The 22269-nt window shown below is 71.8% G+C and carries 16 protein-coding genes and 1 pseudogene; 10 read left to right on the top strand and 7 right to left on the bottom strand.

Annotated features, from left to right (window positions below):
* The 6 genes and pseudogenes from ACFDTH_RS07095 to ACFDTH_RS07070 form a co-directional block, all read left to right on the top strand.
* Positions 1–181 (top strand): annotated as a pseudogene (locus ACFDTH_RS07095) (hypothetical protein); the annotation flags it as partial.
* Positions 182–190: 9 nt separating this feature from the next.
* Positions 191–1156, top strand: coding sequence for a hypothetical protein (locus ACFDTH_RS07090; RefSeq protein WP_375286830.1), 966 nt, complete (start codon positions 191–193; stop codon positions 1154–1156).
* Positions 1153–2184, top strand: coding sequence for a cobalamin biosynthesis protein CobW (gene cobW / locus ACFDTH_RS07085; protein ID WP_375286829.1), 1032 nt, complete (start codon positions 1153–1155; stop codon positions 2182–2184). The genes ACFDTH_RS07090 and cobW overlap by 4 nt, the downstream gene beginning before the upstream one ends.
* Positions 2184–6029: a cobaltochelatase subunit CobN gene (gene cobN / locus ACFDTH_RS07080; RefSeq protein ID WP_375286828.1), complete on the top strand. Its 3846-nt coding sequence runs from the start codon at positions 2184–2186 to the stop codon at positions 6027–6029. Before cobW ends, cobN begins: the two co-directional genes overlap by 1 nt.
* Positions 6016–6612, top strand: coding sequence for a cob(I)yrinic acid a,c-diamide adenosyltransferase (gene cobO / locus ACFDTH_RS07075; protein WP_375286827.1), 597 nt, complete (start codon positions 6016–6018; stop codon positions 6610–6612). Before cobN ends, cobO begins: the two co-directional genes overlap by 14 nt.
* Before the next feature lie 285 nt (positions 6613–6897).
* A complete protein-coding gene (locus ACFDTH_RS07070) occupies positions 6898–8061 on the top strand; it encodes an alpha-hydroxy-acid oxidizing protein (protein ID WP_375286826.1) in 1164 nt (387 codons plus the stop codon).
* 20 nt (positions 8062–8081) lie between these two features.
* Here ACFDTH_RS07070 and ACFDTH_RS07065 read toward each other — a convergent pair whose 3' ends face one another.
* From ACFDTH_RS07065 to ACFDTH_RS07055, 3 genes are all read right to left on the bottom strand, one after another.
* Positions 8082–10598, bottom strand: a complete 2517-nt coding sequence (locus ACFDTH_RS07065; protein ID WP_375286825.1) for a putative bifunctional diguanylate cyclase/phosphodiesterase — start codon at positions 10596–10598, stop codon at positions 8082–8084.
* Positions 10599–10686: 88 nt separating this feature from the next.
* Entirely contained in the window at positions 10687–13182 is a 2496-nt protein-coding gene (locus ACFDTH_RS07060; RefSeq protein WP_375286824.1) for an ABC transporter permease, read from the bottom strand.
* The gene (locus ACFDTH_RS07055) at positions 13179–13850 is read right to left on the bottom strand and encodes an ABC transporter ATP-binding protein (protein ID WP_375286823.1); all 672 of its coding nucleotides are present in this window, start codon (positions 13848–13850) and stop codon (positions 13179–13181) included. The genes ACFDTH_RS07060 and ACFDTH_RS07055 overlap by 4 nt, the downstream gene beginning before the upstream one ends.
* Between ACFDTH_RS07055 and ACFDTH_RS07050 the strand changes: the two genes are divergently transcribed.
* Complete coding sequence (locus ACFDTH_RS07050; RefSeq protein WP_375286822.1) at positions 13828–14619, top strand: arylesterase; 792 nt, start codon at positions 13828–13830, stop codon at positions 14617–14619. The two genes, ACFDTH_RS07055 and ACFDTH_RS07050, sit on opposite strands and share 23 nt — an antisense overlap.
* 115 nt (positions 14620–14734) lie before the next feature.
* Here the strand turns inward: ACFDTH_RS07050 and ACFDTH_RS07045 are convergent, their stop codons facing one another.
* The gene (locus ACFDTH_RS07045; RefSeq protein ID WP_375286821.1) at positions 14735–17872 is read right to left on the bottom strand and encodes a helicase-related protein; all 3138 of its coding nucleotides are present in this window, start codon (positions 17870–17872) and stop codon (positions 14735–14737) included.
* Between the two features lie 116 nt (positions 17873–17988).
* Between ACFDTH_RS07045 and ACFDTH_RS07040 the strand changes: the two genes are divergently transcribed.
* Positions 17989–18924: a peptidylprolyl isomerase gene (locus ACFDTH_RS07040; protein WP_375286820.1), complete on the top strand. Its 936-nt coding sequence runs from the start codon at positions 17989–17991 to the stop codon at positions 18922–18924.
* A 273-nt stretch (positions 18925–19197) separates the two neighbouring features.
* Here ACFDTH_RS07040 and ACFDTH_RS07035 read toward each other — a convergent pair whose 3' ends face one another.
* The gene (locus ACFDTH_RS07035) at positions 19198–20346 is read right to left on the bottom strand and encodes a penicillin-binding protein activator (protein WP_375286819.1); all 1149 of its coding nucleotides are present in this window, start codon (positions 20344–20346) and stop codon (positions 19198–19200) included.
* Positions 20347–20401: 55 nt separating this feature from the next.
* Between ACFDTH_RS07035 and rsmI the strand changes: the two genes are divergently transcribed.
* Entirely contained in the window at positions 20402–21244 is an 843-nt protein-coding gene (gene rsmI, locus ACFDTH_RS07030) for a 16S rRNA (cytidine(1402)-2'-O)-methyltransferase (protein WP_375286818.1), read from the top strand.
* Positions 21245–21247: 3 nt separating this feature from the next.
* Here rsmI and ACFDTH_RS07025 read toward each other — a convergent pair whose 3' ends face one another.
* Positions 21248–21571, bottom strand: coding sequence for a type II toxin-antitoxin system PemK/MazF family toxin (locus ACFDTH_RS07025; protein WP_375286817.1), 324 nt, complete (start codon positions 21569–21571; stop codon positions 21248–21250).
* Positions 21568–21792 (bottom strand): antitoxin MazE-like protein, encoded by a 225-nt coding sequence (locus ACFDTH_RS07020; RefSeq protein ID WP_375286816.1) that lies wholly within the window; start codon positions 21790–21792, stop codon positions 21568–21570. The genes ACFDTH_RS07025 and ACFDTH_RS07020 overlap by 4 nt, the downstream gene beginning before the upstream one ends.
* A 96-nt stretch (positions 21793–21888) precedes the next feature.
* Between ACFDTH_RS07020 and ACFDTH_RS07015 the strand changes: the two genes are divergently transcribed.
* Positions 21889–22266, top strand: a complete 378-nt coding sequence (locus ACFDTH_RS07015) for a YraN family protein (RefSeq protein WP_375286815.1) — start codon at positions 21889–21891, stop codon at positions 22264–22266.
* Positions 22267–22269: the final 3 nt, after the last annotated feature.

Genomic DNA, 22269 nt, shown 5'->3' with positions numbered 1-22269 from the left:
CCACGACCTCGACCTCGCGCTGCTCATCGCCGACGAGGCGCTGGCGGTGAAGGACGGGCGCGTGATGGCGCACGGCCCGGCCGCCGAGGTGTTCACCGATGCGGTGCTCGGCGCGCTCTACGACGTGCCCGCGCGCGTGATCCGCGACGCGGACGGCGCGTCCGTCCGGTTCATCGGCTGAGGAGACGCCATGCAGCCCGCGCCCTTCGATCTGATCACCGGCCTCGTCGCCGATCCCGCCAACGGCTGGAGCATCGGCAGCTTCGGCGCGATCGGCGAGTTCATGCGCGACGCCGACGAACCCGCCGAGCTGCGCCGTGCGGCCGACCGGATCGAGGTGGTCACCGCGCGTGGCGGCATGCGGGTGGTCGCCGCCGATCTCCACGGCCTCGCCTGGGACGCGCTGTCGAAGGACGGCGAGACCTGGGGGCATGCGCTCGCCTTCTGCGCGCCGCAGACGACCTCCGGGACCGTCATCCGCGCGCTCGGACCCGATCGCGACGCGCTGCGCGAGGAGGATCGCGACGCCGCGCTGTTCGACCTCGGCGTCGGCTGCGGCTGCGTCGTGATGGCGACGCGTACCGCCGATCCGGAGCTGATCGCCGCGCTCACCGCCGCCGAGGGCCAGCCGCTGCTGACCACCCCCGGTCTCGCTGTCGCCGTCCTCCAGGCGCAGCCGCACCGCGTGCTGCTCTCGCCGGCGGGGCGGATCGAGGTGTTCCAGCCGATCCCGCCCGCCGACGGCAAGAGCCCCGAAGGCCCGCACACGCATCTCCTCCCCAAGCTGATCGCGAAGAACCGCCCGCATTCGGGCAATACGCCGGTGCCGGAGGGCTGGCAGTCCGCCTTGTCGATGCACCCCAAATCGCCGTGGCGGACGATGCTGGGCGAGCGCCACCCGTTCGGGCCCGCGACCGACGCCGCCTTCCGCCCCTTGCTCGACCGCTTCGGCCTCGCCGAGGACCGCGAGGTCGAGCGCGACCTGCTCGCCGGCCTCGACGCCGACGTTTTCCCCTGGCCCGAGTCGCGCCGCGCCCGCCACAAGGCGCGGATATTGCTCCGCCGTCTCCACGCCGCGGGCGATCCCCGCGTCAAACCCTGGCGCGCGATCCACGACCGCGCCCCGATCGAAACCGAAGAAGGAGAAGACGCGTGAAGGTCCCGACCACGGTGGTCACCGGCTTCCTCGGCGCCGGCAAGACGACGCTGATCCGCCACCTGCTCCAGAACGCGAAGGGCCGCCGCCTCGCGCTCGTCATCAACGAGTTCGGCGACGTCGGCGTCGACGGCGAGCTGGTGCGCGGCTGCAACGACGAGGCGTGCCCCGAGGAGGACATCGTCGAGCTCGCCAACGGCTGCATCTGCTGCACCGTCGCCGACGATTTCCTGCCGACGATGAGGAAGCTGCTCGACCGCCCCAACCCGCCCGAGCACATCATCATTGAGACCTCGGGCCTCGCTTTGCCCAAGCCGCTGGTGAAAGCGTTCGGCTGGCCCGACATCCGCACCCGCGCGACCGTCGACGGCGTCGTCGCGCTGATCGACGCCGACGCGGTCGCCGCCGGCCGGTTTGCGATCGACGAAGCGGCGCTGGCGGCGGCGCGCGCGGCGGACCCGAACCTCGACCACGACAGCCCGCTCGAGGAGTTGTTCGAGGAGCAGCTCGCCTGCGCCGACATGGTCGTGCTCAACAAGGCGGACCTGGTCGACGTGGAGACGCTCGCCGCGGTTGAGGCGCAGGTCAACGCCGAGGTGCGTCCGGGCGTGAAGATCGTCCGCGCCGATCATGGCGCCGTGGACGTCGGCGCGCTGCTGGGCATCACCGCCGCCGCGGAGGACGACCTCGACAGCCGCCCCTCGCACATCGACGGGATGGAGGAGCACGACCACGACGACTTCGACAGCTTCGTCGTCTCCGCGGGCGAGATCGCGGACCTCGACGCGCTGTTGGCGCGGCTGGGCGAGGTGATCGCCGCGCACGACGTGCTCCGCTGCAAGGGCATGGTCGCGGTCGCGGGCAAGCCCTCGCGGCTGGTGCTCCAGGCGGTCGGCCCGCGCATCCAGCATTACTTCGACCGCGCGTGGCACGACGCCGAGCCGCGGCGGACCAACCTGGTCGTGATCGGCCAGAAGGGGCTGGACGAGGCGGCGGTGCGGGAGGCGCTGGCGCCCGTGCTCGGCTGATGCACCTTCTCGCCGCCACGCCCGGCACGATCGCGAACGGCGACGAGGCGATCGATCTCGATCAGTCGCCGGGCGACATCGTCGTGCTGACGGTGGCGGACAGCGACCTCGCCTGCTTCGCGCGCGCCGCCGAGGGCCTGCGGACGGGGGAGGACGAGCGGCCGAGCGTGCGGTTGACCAACCTGCTCCAGCTGATGCACCCCTATTCGGTCGACCTCTATGTCGAGAAGGTGATCGCCCGCGCGCGCTTCGTCTGCGTGGTGCTGCTCGGGGGCAAGAGCTACTGGCCGTACGGCGTCGACGAGATCGCCGCGGTGGCGCGCGCGAACGGCATCGCCTTCGCCGCGGTGAGCGACGGGCGCGAGCCCGATCCGGCGCTCGATGCCGCCTCGACCGTACCGCCGGAGGTGATCGAGCGGTTGCGCGAATACCTCCGCCAAAGCGGCATCGCCAACGCGACGGGCTTCCTTCGGATGGCGGGGCGGCTGATCGGGCGTGATCTCGGCGAGGCCGACGATCCGCTGCCGCTCGCGGATGCGGGGTTGTACGTGCCTGGCGTCGCCCGCCCCGTCCTCGCCGATGCGCTGGCGCGCTGGGTCCAGGGCCGGCCGGTCGCGCTGTTCACCTTCTACCGCGCGCTGGTCGCGGCGGGGACGCTGGAGGCGGCGGACGCGGTGATCGGCGCGCTTGAAGCGCAGGGGCTGAACGTCGTCGCGGCCCACGTCCGTTCGCTGCGGGAGCCGTTCGTCACCGACTGGCTCGCGGGCACGATCGACGCGGTGCGGCCCGACGTGATCGTCAACGCGACCTCCTTCGCCGCGTCGACGCCGGGTGACGCCCGAACGCCCGGCGTGCTCGAACGCGCCGACTGCCCGATCCTCCAGCTCGCCTTCGCCGGGGTCGAGCAGGGGGCTTGGGAGAGCGCCGCGCGCGGGCTCGGCCCGCGCGACCTGGCGATGAACGTCGCGCTGCCCGAGGTCGACGGCCGCATCTTCACCCGCGCGGTCGCGTTCAAGGCCGCCGAGCGCTTCGACGCGCGGACCGAATGCGGGATCGTGGTGCCGCGCGTGCTGCCCGACAGGATCGGGTTCGTCGCCGAACTCGCGGCCAATTGGGCGCGGCTGCGGCGCACGCCCGCGGCGGAGCGGCGGGTGGCGCTGGTGCTCGCCAACTATCCCAACCGCGACGGTCGCGTCGGCAACGGCGTCGGCCTGGACACGCCCGCGAGCGCGGCGGCGATCCTGTCGGCGCTGGCGAAGGCGGGGTACGACGTGGGGGACGCGCCGCGCGACGGTCAGGCGCTGATGCGGGTGATGCTGGGCGGGGTGACGAACGAACTCGACGCTCTGGAGGGCAAGTGGGCGGAGACCGAGGCCATCCTGTCGTTACAGGATTACGAGTCCGCGTTCGCTGCGCTGCCCGCCCCCGTCCGTGACGCCGTGACGGCGCGATGGGGCGAGCCCAGCGCCGATCCGTTCGTCCGTGACGGCGCGTTCCGGCTCGCCGTTCACCGTGTCGGCAACGTCGCGGTCGCGGTGCAGCCGGCGCGCGGGTACAACGTCAATCCCAAGGAGACCTATCACGATCCGGCGCTGCCGCCGCCGCACGCCTATCTCGCGTTCCACCTCTGGCTGAACCGCGCGTTCGGCGCGCACGCGGTCGTCCATGTCGGCAAGCACGGCAACCTCGAATGGCTTCCCGGCAAGGCGCTTGCGCTGTCGCACGCCTGCTTCCCCGAAGTCTGCGCCGGACCAGTGCCGCAGCTCTACCCCTTCATCGTCAACGATCCCGGCGAGGGCACTCAGGCCAAGCGCCGGATCGGAGCGGTGATCGTCGATCACCTCACCCCGCCGCTGACCCGCGCGGAGAGCTATGGCCCGCTCAAGCAGCTCGAAGCGCTCGTCGATGAACATTACCTCGCCGCCGGCATGGACCCGCGCCGGATCGAGCGGCTGCGCCGCGACATCGTCCAACTCGCCCAGTCGCAGGGGCTCGACGCGGACGCGGGCATGGTGGGTGAGGACGACGACGCGCTGGCGGCACTCGACAACTACCTCTGCGAGCTGAAGGAGATGCAGATCCGCGACGGTCTGCACGTCTTCACCGCCTCGCCGGAGGGGCGCCTCAGGCGCGACCTGCTGGTGGCGCTGGCGCGGACGCCGCGGGGGTATGACACGGCAGGGCAGGGCTCGCTGCTGCGCGCGCTGGCGGACGATCTGGGGCTCGGATTCGACCCGCTCGATTGCCGGATGGGTGATGCGTGGGACGGGCTGCGATCGGAGGTGTTAGCGGAGGTGTCGGACGATCCGTGGCGAACGCTCGGCGACACGGTCGAGCGGCTGGAGCTGCTCGCGGCGGAGCTGGTCGAAGGAAAGCTCCTCCCCTTCAGGGGAGGGGTTGGGGTGGGGACGAGTCTCACCGAAAACGACGCCTGCGGCACGGCCCCACCCCCAACCCCTCCCCTGAAGGGGAGGGGCTTCGAGAAGACCACCGCCGTGCTCCACGCCATCGCCACCGACCTCGCTCCCCGCGTCGATGCGTGCGGCGCGCGCGAGCAGGCCGCGCTCCTCGCCGGCCTCGACGGCCGCTTCGTCCTGCCCGGTCCCTCCGGCGCGCCCACCCGCGGGCGTCCGGACGTGCTTCCCACCGGCCGCAACTTCTACTCGGTCGACACCCGCGCGGTGCCCACCGCGGTCGCCTGGGACCTCGGCCAGCGCTCCGCGGCGCTGCTCGTCGCCGACTATCTCCAGCGCGAGGGGGAATACCCCAAGTCGATCGCGCTCAGCGCCTGGGGCACCGCCAACATGCGCACCGGCGGCGACGACATCGCCCAGGCGCTGGCGCTGATGGGCGTGCGCCCGCGTTGGGACTGGACCAGCGGCCGGGTGATCGGGTTCGAGGTGATGCCGCTCGCCGAACTCGGCCGCCCGCGCGTCGACGTCACCTTCCGGGTCTCCGGCTTCTTCCGCGACGCCTTTCCCGAGCAGATCGACCTGCTCGACAGCGCCGCGCGCGCGATCCAGGCGCTCGACGAGGCGGACGCCGACAACCCCGCCGCCGCCCGCGCGCGTGCCGATGCGGCGGCGCTGATCGACGCCGGCGCCGACCCGACGACCGCCGCCCGTCGCGCCGGCGCGCGCGTCTTCGGCTCCAAGCCCGGCGCGTATGGCGCCGGCCTCCAGGCGATGATCGACGAGCGCCTGTGGCACAGCCGCGCCGATCTCGCCGAGGTCTATCTCGACTGGGGCGGCTACGCCTATGGCGCCGGCGTCGAGGGCGCCTCCGAGCGCGAGCTGTTCGCCGCGAGGCTCGCGAGCGCCGATGCGGTGGTCCAGAACCAGGACAATCGCGAGCACGACTTGCTCGACAGCGACGATTACTACCAGTTCGAAGGCGGAGTCGCCGCCGCTATCGAGTATCTCTCCGGCCGTGCACCCGTCTCCTATCACAACGATCACAGCCGTCCCGAGCGTCCGGTCGTGCGCACCCTAGCCGACGAGATCGGCCGCGTCGTCCGCGCCCGTGTCACCAACCCGAAGTGGATCGCGGGGGTGATGCGCCACGGCTACAAGGGCGCGTTCGAGATCGCCGCCTCGGTCGACTATCTCTTCGCCTTCGCCGCGACGACGAATGCCGTGAAGGATCATCATTTCGACGCCGTCCACGCCGCCTTCATCGAGGACGAGGCGGTCCGCGCGTTCATGGCCGAGGCGAACCCGGCGGCGTTGCGCGAGACTGCCACCCGGCTCGCCGAGGCGCTGGAGCGTGGGCTATGGCGCCCAAGATCGAACAGCGCGGGCGTGCTGCTCGCCGAGCTTGCCGGAGGAAACGATGCGCACCGATGAGGAACACGCCGCCAAGATGGCCAAGAAAAAGGCGGCGCACGACCGGATCGTCGCCGCCAAGGAGATCGAGAAGGGCCTGCTGATCGTCCACACCGGCAAGGGCAAGGGCAAGACCTCGGCGGCGCTGGGCATGGTCGTCCGCGCGGTCGGGCACGGCATGAAGGTCGGCGTCGTCCAGTTCGTCAAGGGCGCGATGCAGACCGGCGAAGCCGCCGTTTTCGAGCGGCTCGGCATCGAGTTCAAGCCGATGGGCGAGGGCTTCACCTGGGACACCCAGGACCGCACCCGCGACATCGCCGCCGCCCGCGCGGCGTGGGACGAGGTCAAGCGGATGATCGCCGACCCGTCCTATGCAATGGTGCTTGCCGACGAGCTCAACATCGTGCTCCGCTACGATTACCTGCCGCTCGACGAAGTGCTGGAGGTCGTCAACGCTCGGCCCGAGATGACCCACGTCATCGTCACCGGCCGCAACGCGCCCGAGGCATTGATCGAAGCGGCGGACCTTGTGACCGAGATGACGCCGGTGAAACATCCTTTCCGAGAGCAGGGCGTGAGAGCACAGGCGGGAATCGAGTTCTGACGCCCAAGCCTGTCCGGTGGCGGGTTGGTCTCCGCCGCGCTCGACGATCATCGCTTCTGCCGGATGCTCGCTGATCTACTCCGCCCTTGTTTGATCGGCGGGGGTGATGAATCGCATATCCGCTCCTCCATGCTCCGGATACGGGGCCGGTGCCTGTACCGGCGGATCGCATCCCCGCCCGTGCGGACATCGATAGCCATTTCGCATGGAATCCTGCTGGACGGCCGGTTTCCGCATGCGGCAGCAGAGGGGAGCGAAGACACAACGACACAAAGGAGAGGCGCGATGCCGCATTTCGGCGACTACCAGCACGAGATCTATTCCGCCGGGCTGAGCGGCACGGTGCCGCGCTTCCCGGTCGACTTCGCCACGCTGGAGGCTCGCGCGCAGGCGGCGATGCCGCCGTCGGTGCTCAAATACGTCCAGGGCGGCTGCGGCGACGAGCATACCCAGCGGGCCAATGCCGAGGCGTTCCGCCATTGGGGTATCGTGCCACGGATGATGGTCGATTGCACCGCGCGCGACCTGTCGGTGAAGCTGTTCGGGATGACCCTGCCCAGCCCGGTGTTCATGGCGCCGATCGGTGTCACGGGCCTGTGCACGCAGGACGGGCATGGCGACCTTGCCGCCGCGCGCGCGGCTGCGCGCACCGGCGTGCCGCTCACCGTCTCCACGCTGACCAACGATCCGCTGGAGGAGGTCGCCGCGGCGATGGGCGACACGCCCGGCTTCTTCCAACTCTACACGCCGCGCGATCCGGAGCTTGCCGCCAGCCTGGTGCAGCGCGCCGAGGCGGCAGGCTACAAGGCGATCGTGGTCACGCTGGATACGTGGGTGACCGGCTGGCGCCCGCGCGACCTGAACGACGCGAACTTCCCGCAGCTGCGCGGGCATGTGCTCCAGAATTACTTCTCGGACCCGCGCTTCCGCGTGATGCTCGGCCGCGCGCCCGAAGAGGACCTGCGCGCTGCGGTGATGGCCTGGGCGGGGACGTTCGGGAAGGTGCTGACCTGGGCGGACGTGCCCTGGCTGCGCTCACTCACCACACTGCCGATCGTGCTCAAGGGCATCTGCCATCCGGAGGACGCGCGGCGCGCGCTGGGGGAGGGGGCCGATGCGGTCTATTGCTCGAACCACGGCGGCCGCCAGGCGAACGGCGGGATCGCCGCGATCGACCTGCTGCCCGGCGTGGTAGAAGCGGCGGACGGCGCGCCGGTGCTGTTCGACAGCGGCATCCGCTCGGGCACCGATGTCGCCAAGGCGCTGGCGCTCGGCGCGACCCTGGTCGGGGTCGGCCGGCCCTATAGCTATGGGCTCGCGATCGGCGGCGCGGAGGGCGCCGCGCACGTGCTGCGCGCGATCCTTGCGGAAGCGGACCTGCTGATGGCGGTGGACGGCTTCCCCAGCATCGCGGCTTTGCGCGATGCCGGGGCGGTGCGGACCGGTTAACGGGTCAGCGCTGCGGACCATCACCCGGCGATGGCCAACCTGACCGTGGGCGCGCTTGTGTCGGGCTGCGCGGGTTGGTCCAGCAGATGCGGGGCCGGGCGACCGTAAAAATATCCCTGGCCCAGCTGACACCCCAGCCGGCGCAACTGGAGCGCCTGCGCTTCCGTCTCGATTCCCTCCGCGACGACCACCTTGCACAGGCCGTGTCCGAGGCCGACGATGGCGCGCACGATCGCCATCGTGCCGCCGTCCCTCTGATCGAGGCCGGCGATGAAGGAGCGATCGATCTTGATGCGGTCCACCGGGACCTGGCGAAGGTGCACCAGCGAAGCAAAGCCGGTGCCGAAATCGTCGAGCGCCACCGACACGCCCGCATCGTGCAGCGTCCGAAGAGTGGCCAGGATGCTGTCCGCGGCACGATCGAGCATCACGCCCTCGGTCACCTCGATGCAGAGCGCGGAGGGGGGCAGGCTGTGGTGCGCGAGACGGTCCAGGACATGACGCGCGGCGGCGGGGCCGGCCAGCTGCGCCGAAGTGAAATTGACGCTGAGCGTACCGATCCGGGCGGCATCCCGGGCGAGCCAGCCGAGCGCGAGTTCGAGCACATGATCCTGGATGCGCAGCCCGATCCGCTCCGCCACCAGCACGTCCCCAAACCGTTCGGGCGTGATCATCCCATGGCGCGGGTGGTCCCAGCGCAGCAGCGCCTCGTAGCCGCAGACCGTTTCGGTGGCGAGAGAGACGATCGGCTGAACGTGCAGCAGGAACTCGCCCCGCTTCAGCGCGGCTTCGGCATCCCGCATGAACTCGACTTGCAGGTCCCGCAGGGTGCGGTGTAGCGGATCGAAGCGGCAATGACGTGCCCGCCCGAGGCGCTTCGCATGATAAAGGGCAAGATCCGCGCTCTGGAAAAGCGTGTCTGACCCGTCCGCGTCCTCGGGAAATCGCGCCGAGCCGACACTGAGCGAGATCGCCCGGGTCTGGCCCGCATGCTGCCAGGGCGCACCCTGGAGCTCTCCCATTCGCGTGATCAGAACGGCCTCGACCGTGGCATCCCCAGGGCATAGCATCGCAAATTCGTCGCCGCCGATCCGGGCGACGACCGCGCCGCCGAATCCCTCGCCGATCCGCGCCAGCGCCGATCCGACGCTGCGGAGCAGTGCATCGCCGCCGGCGTGGCCGAGACGGTCGTTGGCATCCTTCAGATAATCGACATCGACCAGGAACAGGCTGAACGGCGTATCCCGGCCGATCAGCCCGTGTGCCGCCTCCTGGAAGGCGGCGCGGTTGCCAAGGCCGGTGAGGAAGTCGGTCTGGGCGGCCCGGCGCAGCGTATTGGTTTCAGCGAGGTCGATCTCGCGGCGCTGGCGGGCGAGATCGAGTTCCTGCCGTAGCGAGCGGAACCGGTCCGCAATGGCGAGCGACAGCACCAGCGCCTCGAACGCGAGCGCGGCGAAGGTGGCCATGTCGATCGCGTCGCTCTGCGGCACGAAGCCGAGATTGCGGGCGAGCCGGGCCAGGAACACGCAGATCACCGGGCCCCAGCCGATCAGGTAGAACCAGATCACCCGGCTGCCCCGCCGCACCGCGATCCAGCAGGACGCCGCCACCACGATCGCCGTGCCCGCGATGATATAATTGAGCAGCCGGTCGGTGAGCGTGACGGGAAACCAGAAGTCCGCGGCTGCCATCATGCCGAGGACCGCGCCCGCTGCCGCCAGTGCGTAACCCGCCCGGACCAGCGCACGCGGCAGGATGTTCCTCTCTATGACGGAGAAGAAGAACATGTTGCCGGCGGCGACCATCAGGCCGACGAGAACGAAGTCTAGGCGTACCGCGATCGGGCCGACGAGGCCCGGCACCACGAAGGCGGCCGTGTTGGTCCAGACCAGGCCGTAGGCGAGGGCAGCGGCCGCCCACGCCAGGTACCAGCGTTGAAAGGCTGTCCGCCGTCCGGCATAGATCACCAGATTGTAGAGAAAGGCCGACAGCAACGTGCCGGCGAACAATCCGGTGAGCAACAGCCACGCGCTGTTGGCCGCGGACACGGCGGGTCCGGATGTCGCCACCACCTTGCGCATCAACGTTAGGTCATCGATCCGCCGGAAGCCGAGATAGAGGCCGCGGACATCGCGGCCCGCCGGGGCGATCTCGAAGCGGAGCAGGCCTCCGGGCGCCCAGTGGTCGGTGGCGTCCACGAAGCGTTCGTCCTGCAGCACCGCGCCACCGGCGCCGGTGACGATCACCCCGATCCGTTCGAACCGGGTCTGATCGACCAGCAAGGTCCAGCCGCGCGGCAGATCGCGAACCCGCGTCGCATCAAGGCGGAGCCAGAGCCAGCGGTCGCTCGCGGTGGGCGCATCGACGCCGCACCGGTAGCGCGCGCTTCTCACCGCCGATGGCTTGGCCGCGCCGATAAGCTTCGTGGTGCAGAGGGTCCGGCGCAGGTCGACGCCCGTCGCGGACGCCGCGGTGGGCAGCAGGATAGCGCAGAGCAGCAGGAGCCCTAACCACAGCCCTGCAACCCTCGATACCATCCTGGAGGCCCCCACCGCCGAACCGCTTCCCAGAAGGGCGCTACCGCCGATATCCTAACAATCGGCAACCATTCGGCGGTGGAATGCTTCAAAGCGTGCGCAGCGCGGCGGCGGGGCGGGCGCGGAGGACGGGGAGGGTGCCGGCAAGGCCGATGATCACGGTGGTCAACGCGCCGACCGCCAGTGTCGCCGCGACGACGCCCCAGTCGGGCAGCCAGTCGAACTCGAACAGCTGCGTCACCACATACCAGCCGCCCGCGGTGCCGAGCGCCAGCGCGACCAGGCTCATCACCGCCGCCAGCAGCAGGTGCTCGATCGCCTGGAGCGCCAGCACCTGCACACGGGTAGCGCCCAGCACCTTGAGAATCGTCGCGTCATAGGTGCGCGCCGCCCGCGCCGCGGCGATCGCGCCGACCAGCACGGCAATGCCGGCGAGCACCGCGACACTCGCCGCCGCGGCGATCGCGGTGGCCATCTGCCGCACCACCGCCTGCACCTGCGCGAGCACGCCGCCGACCTCCACCACCGAGGTGGAGGGAAAGCGCGGCAGCAAGGCGCGGGTGACCGCGGGGACGCGCGCGGCCGGCATGTCCACGGTGGCGGCTAAGTTGTGCGGCACGTCACCCAGCGCGCCCGGCGAGAAGACCAGCACGAAGTTGAAACCCAGCGAGTCCCAGGCGATGCGGCGGAAGGAGGCGATGGTGGCGGTGCGTTCGAGGCCCAGCACGGAGATGGTGAGCGGGTCGCCGATCTTGAGGTCCAGGCTCTCCGCCAGCCGCTCGTCGACCGACACCAATGCGTGGCGCCCCTCCGCCGGCGTCCACCAGCGGCCGCGCGTGATCTCACTGCCCGGCGGCAGCGCCGCGGCGAAGGTGAGGCCGCGCTCGCCACGCAAGGCCCAAGCGCCCTCGGGAATGGTGGCGAGGTCGGCGACGCGGGTGTTCGCATAGGCGGTGATGGTGCCGCGCATCAGCGGCACCGTGGCAATCTTAGCGCCGGGCGCCGCCTGCGCGATGGTCTGGCGGAAGTCTCGCTCGCCCTCCGGCGGCAAGTCCAGCGCGAAGAGGGCGGGCGCGCGGTCGGGCACGCTGCGACGAATATTGCCGTCGAGGCTGGTGCGGATCGTCGCCAGCAGCACGAAGACGGTGAGGCCGAGGCCGAGCGCCACCACCAGAGCCACCGTACGCGCGCCCGGCCGATGCAGCGCGGTGAGCGCCAGGCGGGGGAGTGGGCGGCGCGGCCGCGGCAGCCGCGCGGCGACCAGGCGGATGCCAGTACCGAGCGCGGCGAGCAGCAGCAGCGTCCCGGCAGCGGCGCCGAGGAAGCCGGCGGCGAACCACGGATGCTCGCTCGACACCAGGGCCAGCGCCAGGATCGCCAGCGCCGCCGCCGCCATCCAGGCGAGCGCGCGGACCGGCGTCCGCCGGCGCGGATCGAGCGCGCCGCGCAGCAGCGCCGCGGCCGGCACGCGGCCCGCGGCAAGCAGCGCCGGCGCACAGAAGGCGAGGGCGATGAGCAGGCCGTAGGCGGCGGCGAGCGCCAGCGGCAGCGGCTGGACCGAGAAACCGGGTGCGACCGGTAGCACCGCGCCAGCGGCCATCCCGATCAGCGGCACCGCGGCGAGCCCGACCAGCAGCCCTAGCGTAATGCCGACCGCCGATACCGCCAGCACCTGCAGCAGATAGACGCGGGTGACGAGCGCGGAGGTGGCGCCCAGCACCTTGAGCATGGCGATGCTCGACCGGCGCGCCTCCAGATAGGAGGATACGCCGTTGCCGACGCCGATGCCGGCGATCACCAAAGCGGCGAGGCCGACCAGGGTGAGGAACTCGCCCATCCGCGCGACGAAGCGGCTGGCGCCCGGCGAGGCGCGGTCGCGGGTGCGTGTTTCCCAGCCCGCAGTGGCGAAGCGCCGCTCGAACCCGCGCGCGGCGACGCCGGGATCGCCGGGCAAAGCGACGCGATATTTGGTCTCGTACAGGCTGCCCGGCTGGACCAGCCCGGTGCGCGCCAATCCATCTGCCGAGACCAGCACGACCGGACCGAGCGTGAAGCCCTCGCTCAGCCGGTCGGGCTCGTCGGCGATGATGCCGCCGACGCGGAAGCGCGCGGTGCCGAAGCGCAGGGTGTCGCCAATGCGGACAGCCAGCCGCTCGGCGAGCGCGGGGCTGATCCACGCCGCGTCCGCCTGTGTAGCGCGAATCGCGCGACCGTCCGCCAGCGTGAAACGGCCGTAGAGCGGATAGGCGCGGTCGACCGCCTTGAGCTCGACCGGCGCGGTGCGGCCGTCGGGGGTGACCGCCATCGACTGCATGCGCACCGTTTCCGAGACGCGACCGAGCGCCCGCATCGTGGCCAGCTCCGCCGGCCCGGCACGCCGCTGCGACACCGCGAACTCGACATCGCCGCCCAGCAGCACTCGCCCGCGCGCGCCCAGCTCCCCGGAGATCGCCGCGGACAGGCTGCCGATCGCCGCCAGCGCCCCGACGCCGAGCACCAGGCAGACCAGCAGCAGGCGCAGGCCGGTGAAGCGCACTGAGAGCTCGCGGCGGGCGAGCCGCCACGCCAGCCGCCAGCCGGTCACGCCAGCCTGCCGTCGGCGAGCCGCAGGGTCCGGTCGCAGCGCGCCGCCAGCGCGGGATCGTGGGTGATGATCACCAGGCTGGCGCCGCTCGCCGCCCGCCGCTCGAACAAGAGGTCGATGATGCGCGCGCCGGTGGCGCCGTCGAGATTGCCGGTCGGCTCGTCGGCGAAGACGATGCCGGGCCGCGGCGCGAGCGCGCGGGCGATGGCGACGCGCTGCTGCTCGCCGCCTGAAAGCTGCGCGGGATAATGGTCCAGCCGGTGCGACAGGCCGACCGCCGCCAGCTCCGCCTCCGCGCGCGCCATCGCATCGGCCATGCCCGCCAGCTCCATCGGCACCGCGACATTCTCACGCGCCGACATGGTGGGCAGCAGGTGGAAGGCCTGGAGGACGATGCCGATCCGCCCGCGCCGCGCCACCGCGAGCGCATCCTCGTCGAGCGCGCCGAAGTCCATGCCCGCGACCCGCACTTCTCCGGCGGTGGCGCGTTCGAGGCCGGACAGCACCGCCATCAGCGACGACTTGCCCGAGCCCGAGGCGCCGAGCAGTGCGACGCTCTCGCCCGCGGCGACGTCGAGGTCGATCCCGCGCAGGATCTCGACCGGCTCGGCGCCCCCCAACGTGAGCCTTACATCGCGGGCGGTGATGACCATATCGGCGGACGACATCAGCGGAGCGGGACCGGACGTGCGGAGATCATATCATTCCTATCTGGTACCGGCGGCGCTGATCCAGGCGACCGTGCTGTTTAGCGCGTGCGGGGAGGTGGCAACGCGCGAGGCGGAGGGCAATGCCGCCGCCGCAAAATTCCCCGCGACGCCCCCCGCCGCGGCGGTGAAGGTGTCCGGACCGAAGCGGACGGTGCTGGCCTTTGGCGACAGCCTGTACGCCGGTTACGGCCTGTCGCGCGGGCAGAGCCTGCCGGATGCGCTCCAGCAGCGGCTGCGCGCGCGCGGCGTAGACGCGACCTTCGTCAATGCGGGCGTGTCCGGCGACACCACCTCGGGCGGGCGACGGCGGCTGGCCTATACGCTCGACCGGATGCGGCAGGCGCCCGACCTGGTGCTGCTGGGGCTGGGCGGGAATGACGTGCTGCGCCAGGTGGACCCGGCGGTGACGCGCGCCAATCTGGCGGCGATGCTGGACGAACTGGACCGGCGCGGCATCCCGGTGGTGCTGACCGGGGTGCTGGCGCCGCCCAACCTGGGACCGGACTATGCCGCGCGGTTCAACGCCATCTATCCGGAGCTGGCGCGCGCGCATGCGGCGCCGCTCGATCCGTTCATCCTGCAGGGCGTGCTCGGCAATCGTGCGCTGATGCTGCCCGACGGGGTGCACCCGAATGCGGCGGGGGTGGCGCGGATCGCCGACCGGATCGCGCCGCTGGTGGCGGGGAGGCTGGCGGAGTTGCCGGCGGACGAGAAGCGGAAGAGCTAGGATGTGAATCTGCCAAGGTGAAACGCCTCCCCGGCGAACGCCGGGGCCCAGTTGCGGGCGTTCCGATGCTGGACCCCGGCGTTCGCCGGGGAGGCGGCTTTTCGAGAGGGGCCTGTCAGTCGTCGTCCAACGCTTCCAGCAGCGTCTCCACTCGTGCGAGCCGCTGCGTTGCATCCTCGATCCGCTCGGCCAGGATCAGCCGGTCGCCCTTCCACGCCAGCCCCGCCGCCTCCGCATCGTCCGCAAAGTCCGCGCGCGGAGTCAGCGCGATCGCCCCCGGACCCGCGTCGATCCGCGCGATCTTCGCCGCCGCCGCCATGCCGCGGATGCGGGCGAGCGCGAACAGCGTCTCGGCCTCGCGCGGCAGCGCGCCGAAACGGTCCTCCAGCTCGGCGTGGAGCGCGTCGATCGCGGCGCCATCCTCCGCGCGGGCGAGGCGGGCGTAAAGGCTGACGCGCAGCTCCACCTCGGGCACCCAGCTTTCGGGCAGGCGGCCGGCGAGGCCGACGTTCAGCTCGGGCGTCCAGCGCTCCACCGTCTCGCCGCGCGCGGTGCGCAGCGCCGCTTCCAGCAGGTGCTGGTAGAGATCGACGCCGATCAGCTTCATGTGCCCCGCCTGCGCCTCGCCGAGCAGGTCGCCCGCGCCGCGCATGTCGAGGTCCTGCGCGCTGATCGCGAAGCCGGCGCCGAGGCGATCGAACGCCTCCAGCGTGCGCAGCCGCTTGAGCGTGCGCGGCGCGATCTCCTTGTCGGGCTGGAAAAACAACAGAACCTGGCCGCGCCGGTTGCCGCGCCCGACCCGGCCGCGCAACTGGTGGAGCTGGCTGAGGCCGAAGCGGTCGGCGCGCCAGATCACCATGGTGTTGGCGCGCGGCACGTCCAGCCCCGCCTCGATGATGTTGGTGGCGAGCAGCACGTCGCCGTCGCCGCGGCCGAAGCGGACCATCGCCTCGTCGATCTCCGCCGCGGGCATTTTGCCATGCGCCTGGAGCAGGTCCAGCTCGGGCACCAGCTTGGCGAGCATGTCGGCGAGCGGCGCCATGTCCTCGATCCGCGGCACCACCACGAAGCTCTGGCCGCCGCGGCTCCGCTCGCGCAGCAAGGCGGCGCGCATCGTCTCCTTGTCGAACGCGCCCACCGCGGTGCGGATCGGCTGGCGGCGCGCGGGCGGGGTGGCGATCACCGACAGTTGCTGGATGCCGACCAGCGCCGACTGGAGCGTGCGCGGGATGGGGGTGGCGCTGAGCGTCAGGACGTGGCCGGCGCCCAGATCGCGCAGCCGCGCCTTGTCGGCGGTGCCGAAGCGCTGCTCCTCGTCGATGATGACGAGCGCCAGGTCCTTGTACGCAATGCCCTTTCCCGCCACCGCGCCGGTGCCGACGACCATCTTGATCGAGCCATCGGCGAGGCCGGCCTTGACGCGCTTCTTCTCCGCGGCGGTGGACAGGCGGGAGAGGCCGGCGACTTCGATGCCGCTGCCCTCGAAGCGCTCGGCAAAGGTTTCGAGATGCTGGCGGGCGAGCACGGTGGTGGGGGCGGTGACCGCGACCTGATGGCCGGCGAGCGCGGCGACCGCGGCAGCGCGGAGCGCGACCTCGGTCTTGCCGAACCCGACGTCGCCGATCACCAGCCGGTCCATCGGCCGGCCCGAGGCGAGATCGGCGCGCACCGCCGCGATCGCGCGCGCCTGGTCGCGCGTCTCGCTGAACGGGAAGCCGGCGGCGAACCGCTCATAGACGGCGGTGTCGGGGTCGAGCACGGGGGCGTGCTGCTTCTCGCGCTGGGCGGCGAGCTCGGTCATGCCGCGCGCGATCTCGGCGATGGCGGCATGGACCGCGGCGCGGCGCTTCTGCCAGCTTGAGCCGTCGAGCTTGTCGAGCGCCACAGCGTCGGCGTCGCCACCGTAGCGCCACAGCCGGTCCGCCTCCGCCACCGGCACCAGCCGCGCGGCCTCGTCGGCATAGGCGATGGCGATGGCGTCGCCGGGATCGTCGCCGCCGCTGGCGGGCAGGGGTTCGAGGCCGGCGACGAGGCCGATGCCATGGTCTTCGTGGACGACGACGTCGCCGATACGGATCTCGCCGAAGCCGAACAGGGCGGTATCGGCGGCACCGGTCTGAGCATCGTCGCGCTCGGCGCGGCTGCCGAGCAGGTCGGCGGCGGCGACCGCGAGCACGCCGTCGGCACGGAAGCCGCGATCGATCGGCGCTTCGAGCAGGGCGAGGCTGCCGGCGGGCGCCTTGCGGACCTCGGCCCAGCTCGCCGCATCGGTGATGTCGCGCTTGAGGGCACGGGAGAGGCGGGTGCGCAGGAAGCGGAGGTCGCGGGCGCTGCCGAGCAGGGCGATGCGGTCTTCGTCCTTGGCCGCCTTGGCGAGGGCGCGAAGCGGCGCCTTGCCCTCGATGAAGCGCGGCGGCGGGTCGCCGGCGCGGGCGAGGGACAGCGTCGCGCGCTCTGCGGTGGCGGCGTGCCAGGCCTTATCGCCGACTACCCCGCGGACCGCGCGGCCGGGGCGGCGGCGCTCGGCGTCGGCGGCGAGGGCGAGGAAGCGGCAGCGGCGCTCCTCGGCGGCGGCCTCGATCGCCAGCGCGGCGCCGGGGAGATGGTCGGCGAGGGTGACGCCCTTGCCCGGCGGTGGCTCGGCGACGCGGCCGAGTTCCTGCGCCTCGATCTCGGCGGTGGTGCGCTGGGTGCCGGGATCGTAGCTGCGGATCGCGGTGGCGAGGCCGTCGCCGGCCTCGATGCGCAGCGGTTCCTCGGCATCGGCGGGATAGACGTCCAGCACCTGGCCACGCAGCGCCACCTCGCCGGGCTCGTCGACGCGCTCGTCGGCGAAATAGCCGGCCTCGACCAGTTGCTCGAACAGCGCGGGCAGGTCGATCGGCGCGCCCGCGGTCACCCGCGGCGGCGCGGCTTCGTAGGCGGCGGGATCGGCATAGGCGCGGCCGAGCGCCTCGCCGCTGGTGACCAAGGCGATGCGCGGGCGATCCGCCTCACCGAGCAGCAGGCGGATGCGGCGCAAGGCGGCGACGCGGCGGCCGACATTGGCGGGGGAGGCGGGGGCCTCGTCGCCGGGCAACGCGTCGCTGCCCGGGCAGAACACCACCGCCGCGTCGGGTGCCATCGCGGCGAGCGCGTGGGCGACGGCGATGGCGCGCGGCTCGTCGGCGGCGGCGTAGAGGAGGTCGCCTGTCGCGAGGTGATCGGCGAGCAGGGCGGCGGCTTCGCCGGCTGCGAGGGGGGAGGACGGCATGGAGGGCGCTTCTCGGGAGGGAGAGGCGGCAACGAGCGTTGCGCGGGGCCGTTCCGGCGCGTGCAGGACATTCGCTGCCGCTTCCGCGCGGGGGCGGCGCATGCCATCGTGCGGGGATGAGATTCGCCCCCCACGCCGCCCTTGCGCTCGCCCTCGCCGCTGCCCCGGTTGCGGCTGCCGATGTTCCCTCGCCCGGCGAGATCGTCGCGGCGGCGCCCGCGGCGGAATGGGTGGCGATCGCGGCGGAGGACCTGCTGATTATGACGCTGACGCCCGACGCGAAGGGGCGGACGCGGCGGGTGGTGATCCAGCTGATGCCGGCGCCGTTTTCTCAAGGCTGGGTGGGCAATATTCGGGTACTGGCGAAGGCGCATTGGTGGGACGGGACCGCGGTGACGCGGGTGCAGGACAATTATGTCGCGCAATGGGGGGACCCGGACGGGGAGGATGCGGCCAAGGCGAAGCCGCTGCCGGCGGGGCTGCGGACAATGGCGGAGAGCGAGTATGTCGTTCCGCCTTACCATGACGGCGAAAGTGTCGTGCGTCGCGTAACCGGGCCGAGAGATTTTTACGCCGACCGGGCGACCTTTCGACAGGGCTGGCCTGTCGCGGGTGCAAAGGATGGATCGACTTGGCCCGTCCACTGCTACGGCATGGTCGGCGTTGGCAGAAACCTGTCGCCCGACACCGGCACGGGCGCCGAGCTCTACACGGTGATCGGGCATGCGCCGCGGCATCTCGATCGTAACATCGCGTTGGTCGGCCGGGTGGTGGAGGGGATCGAGCACCTGTCGAGCCTGCCGCGCGGGACGGGCCCGCTCGGGGTGTATGAAACCGCCGAGGAGCGCACGCCGATCGTGTCGATCCGGCTGGCGAGCGAGCTGCCGGCGGGCGAGCGGCCGCGGTTTGAATATCTTTCCACCGAGGGGGCGACCTTTGCGCGCTATGTCGAGGCGCGGGCGAACCGGCGGGATGCGTTCTTCATCACGCCGGCTGGAGGCGCGGACGTGTGCAACGTGCCGGTGCCGGTGCGGCGGGTGGCAGCGCGATAGCGCGTGTCTGCCGCCCCGTGTGTGGCGGAAGTTGACACTAAGTTGACACCCTCGACGCCTTCGATCGGCCGCCTGGTGGTGCCGTTCTGGGAAAGCGGAATTTCGGACCTGTCAAAGAGCGAGTCGCTTATAGCACAGGGGGCGGGCTGTAGGACAGCGCGCGGGCGGCGGGTGTGTGGGCAACGGGCCGGTGCGGCGGGCTGGAGGCGTGAAGGCAAGCCGTAACACGCCTCCCCGGCGTTCGCCGGGGTGGTGCTCAAGCCGAAGGTGGTTCTACTTCCCGAAGCCGCTCGGCGCGGGGGAGACCGTGGTGGTGGCGCCGCCGCGGATCTCCTGCACCTCCAGGCTGCGTTCGGCGACGCCGTCGCGGCCGAAGCGGAAGGCGCCGTCGATGCCGGAGAAGCCGTCCTGTTCGCGCAGCCGCGCCTCGGGGAAGGGGGTGCCGACCTGCCAGTCGCGCGCGATGCGCACGGTGAGCAGCACCGAGTCATAGCCCAGGCTCGACAGGCGGTACGGCCCGGTGCCGAACCGCGCCCGGTAGCGCGCGGCATATTGACGGTAGAGCGTGTCCGACACGCTGGCGAACCAGGCGCCGTTGAGCGCCGGCTTGCCGCCGATCGAGGGATCGGAGTTCCACAGTTCGGTGCCCAGCACGCGCGCCTGCGGGCTGGTCTTGCGGAGCAGCGGCACCGCGGCGGCGGCGGTGCTGCCGCCGTCGGCGATCAGCACGCCGTCGAACGGCGCATCCTTGGCCATGCGGGTCACCGCCGCGGCGAGCGCGCCGGGCGCGCGGTCATAGGTCTGGAGCGCGACGACGCGGCCGCCCGCCGCCTCCACCGCGCGCAGGAAGGTGGTGGAGGCGCGGGTGCCGTAGAGCGCATTGGGCACGAGCCCGCCGAAGTTGGCGACACCGCGACTGCGGGCATAGGCGACGACGCGCTCGATCGACTGCTGCGGCGCATAGCCGAGGACATAGACGCCCTGGCCCGCGACGCCGACATCGTTGGAGAAGGTGACCACCGGCACGCGCGCGGCGCGGGCGATTGGGGCGACCGCGCGCACGTCTTCGGAGAGGAGCGGGCCGAGGATCAGCTGCGCGCCGTCCGCCAGCGCACGTTGCGCGGCGGCGGCGGCGCCGGGGGCGGTGTCATAGGTGGTGATGCGGACCTGCTCCGCCTTGGTGTCGAGCTGGGCGAGCTGGGTGGCGTTGGCGAGGCTCTTGCCGACGCCCGCATTGGGGCCGGAGAGCGGCACCAGCAAAGCGACGCGGTTGCGCTGAGTGTCGGCGACGCCGGTGAAGCGGTTGGGGTCGACCCGCGGCGGCGGCGGCGGCGCCTCGCGCTGCACCGGCGCCGGCACCGTCCCGCGCGGGACGACGGTGGAGCAGGCGGCGACCAGGCTGAGGGCGGCAAGCGCGCCCATGCGAATCAACCCTTTGAGGCCGGCATGCCGTTGCGGACCGGTTGCACCCACTGCCATGACTACCCCTGTGGAACCTCTATCCCCCGGCCTGTACATCGTCGCGACGCCGATCGGCAATCTCGGTGACCTGTCTCCGCGCGCTGCCGACGTGCTGGCGCGCGCCGATGCGATCGCGGCGGAGGACACGCGGGTCACCGCGACGCTGCTGCGGCATATCGGCACCAAGCGACCGATGCTCGCCTATCACGACCATAATGCCGATCAGGTCCGCCCCGGGCTGATCGCGCGGATGGGGGCGGAGGCGATCGCCCTGGTCTCCGACGCGGGAACGCCGCTGATCTCCGATCCCGGCTTCAAACTGGTGCGCGACGCGCGGGCGGCGGGGCATGCGGTGACCACCATCCCCGGTCCGTGCGCGGCGGTGGCGGCGCTGACGCTCGCCGGGCTGCCGACCGACCGTTTCCTGTTCGCGGGCTTCCTGCCGAGCAAGGCGGGGGCGCGGGCGGCGGAGATCGCGGAACTGGCGGGGGTGCGTGCCACCCTGGTGTTCTACGAGAGCGGGCCGCGGCTGGCGGCGTGCCTCCTCGCGCTCGCCGAGGGGCTGGGCGACCGCGAGGCGGCGGTGACGCGCGAGATCACCAAGAAGTTCGAGGAGGCGGTGACCGGCACGCTCTCGGCGCTGGCGGCGCGTTATGCCGAGGGCGGGCCGAAGGGCGAGATCGTGGTGGTGGTGGCGCCGCCCGGCGCGCCGGAGCCAGCGAGCGCGGACGACGCCGATGCGGCGCTCGCCGAGGCGCTGACGCGGCTGCCGGCCTCCAAGGCGGCGGCGGAGGTGGCCAAAAGGCTGGGGCTCGACCGGCGCGCGCTCTACGCGCGGGCGCTGGAGATGAAGGGGTGAAGGTCAGGCGATCCCGAGGAACATCGCGAGCGCCCGGCTGACGCCGAGCATCTCCTCGGGCTCAATCCGGCCGAGGGCGCCGCCGATCTTCTCGCGGCGTACCGTCATGGCCTTGTCCACCATGATCTGCGACCGCTTGTTCAGGCCATTGTGTGGCGAGGGATCGAGGGTGAGACGGATCAGGGGCGCGTCCACGAGCGTGCCGGTCACCAGCAGGACCATGACCGTGCCGGTCTCTTCAAATCGGTCGGACTGGATCACAAGGGCGGGACGCGGTTTGCCGAAGTCTCCGGCCATCGCCACCGTGACGAGGTCGCCCCGCCTCACGCGTCGATGTCGGTTGCGAGATCGAGCAGGGCTGCGTCCATGAAGCGCCCAAGGTCGTGATCGGCCGCGTCCGATGCAGCAGCCAGCCTGGCCTGACGTTCGCATTCGGCCGCGAAGCCAGGCTGCCGGGCATCGGGAACCCAGATCTGGATCGGGCGCAGGCCAGCCGCGCGAAGCGCGTCACGCCGCCTGCGGACCCGTTCGGATGTCGTCGCCGGCATCGCCGTCTCCATTTCGTTACATGTAACGTAGAGTGGTACAGATGCACTTGCAAGCGGGGCCTTGTCGCGCCAGGTCTGCTGGCGCACGCTGCCGCCATGCCCCGCGTCCGCGCTTCTGCCGATCCCGCCCGCCGTGCCGCCGAAGCCGCGGGCCGCCGCGGCGAGCGGCTGGCGGCGTGGTGGCTGCGGCTCAAGGGCTGGCGCATCCTCGACCGGCGGGTGAAGACCAAAGCGGGCGAGATCGACCTGGTGGCGAAGCGCGGCAAGCTGGTCGCGTTCGTCGAGGTCAAGGCGCGGCGCACGGCGGCGGAACTGGACTATGCGATCGATGCGCGCCGGCTGGCGCGGGTGGCGGCGGCGGCGGAGCTGCTGGTGCCGGTCTATGCCGCGGGCGGGGAGGACGTTCGGATCGACGTGATCTTGATGGCGCCGGGGGAACGGCCGCGGCACATCGAGAATGCGTGGATGCCGTAAGCC

Source organism: Sphingomonas sp., from assembly GCF_042096255.1.
Taxonomy (GTDB): domain Bacteria; phylum Pseudomonadota; class Alphaproteobacteria; order Sphingomonadales; family Sphingomonadaceae; genus Sphingomonas.
This window is presented reverse-complemented; position numbering and strand designations above follow the sequence as displayed.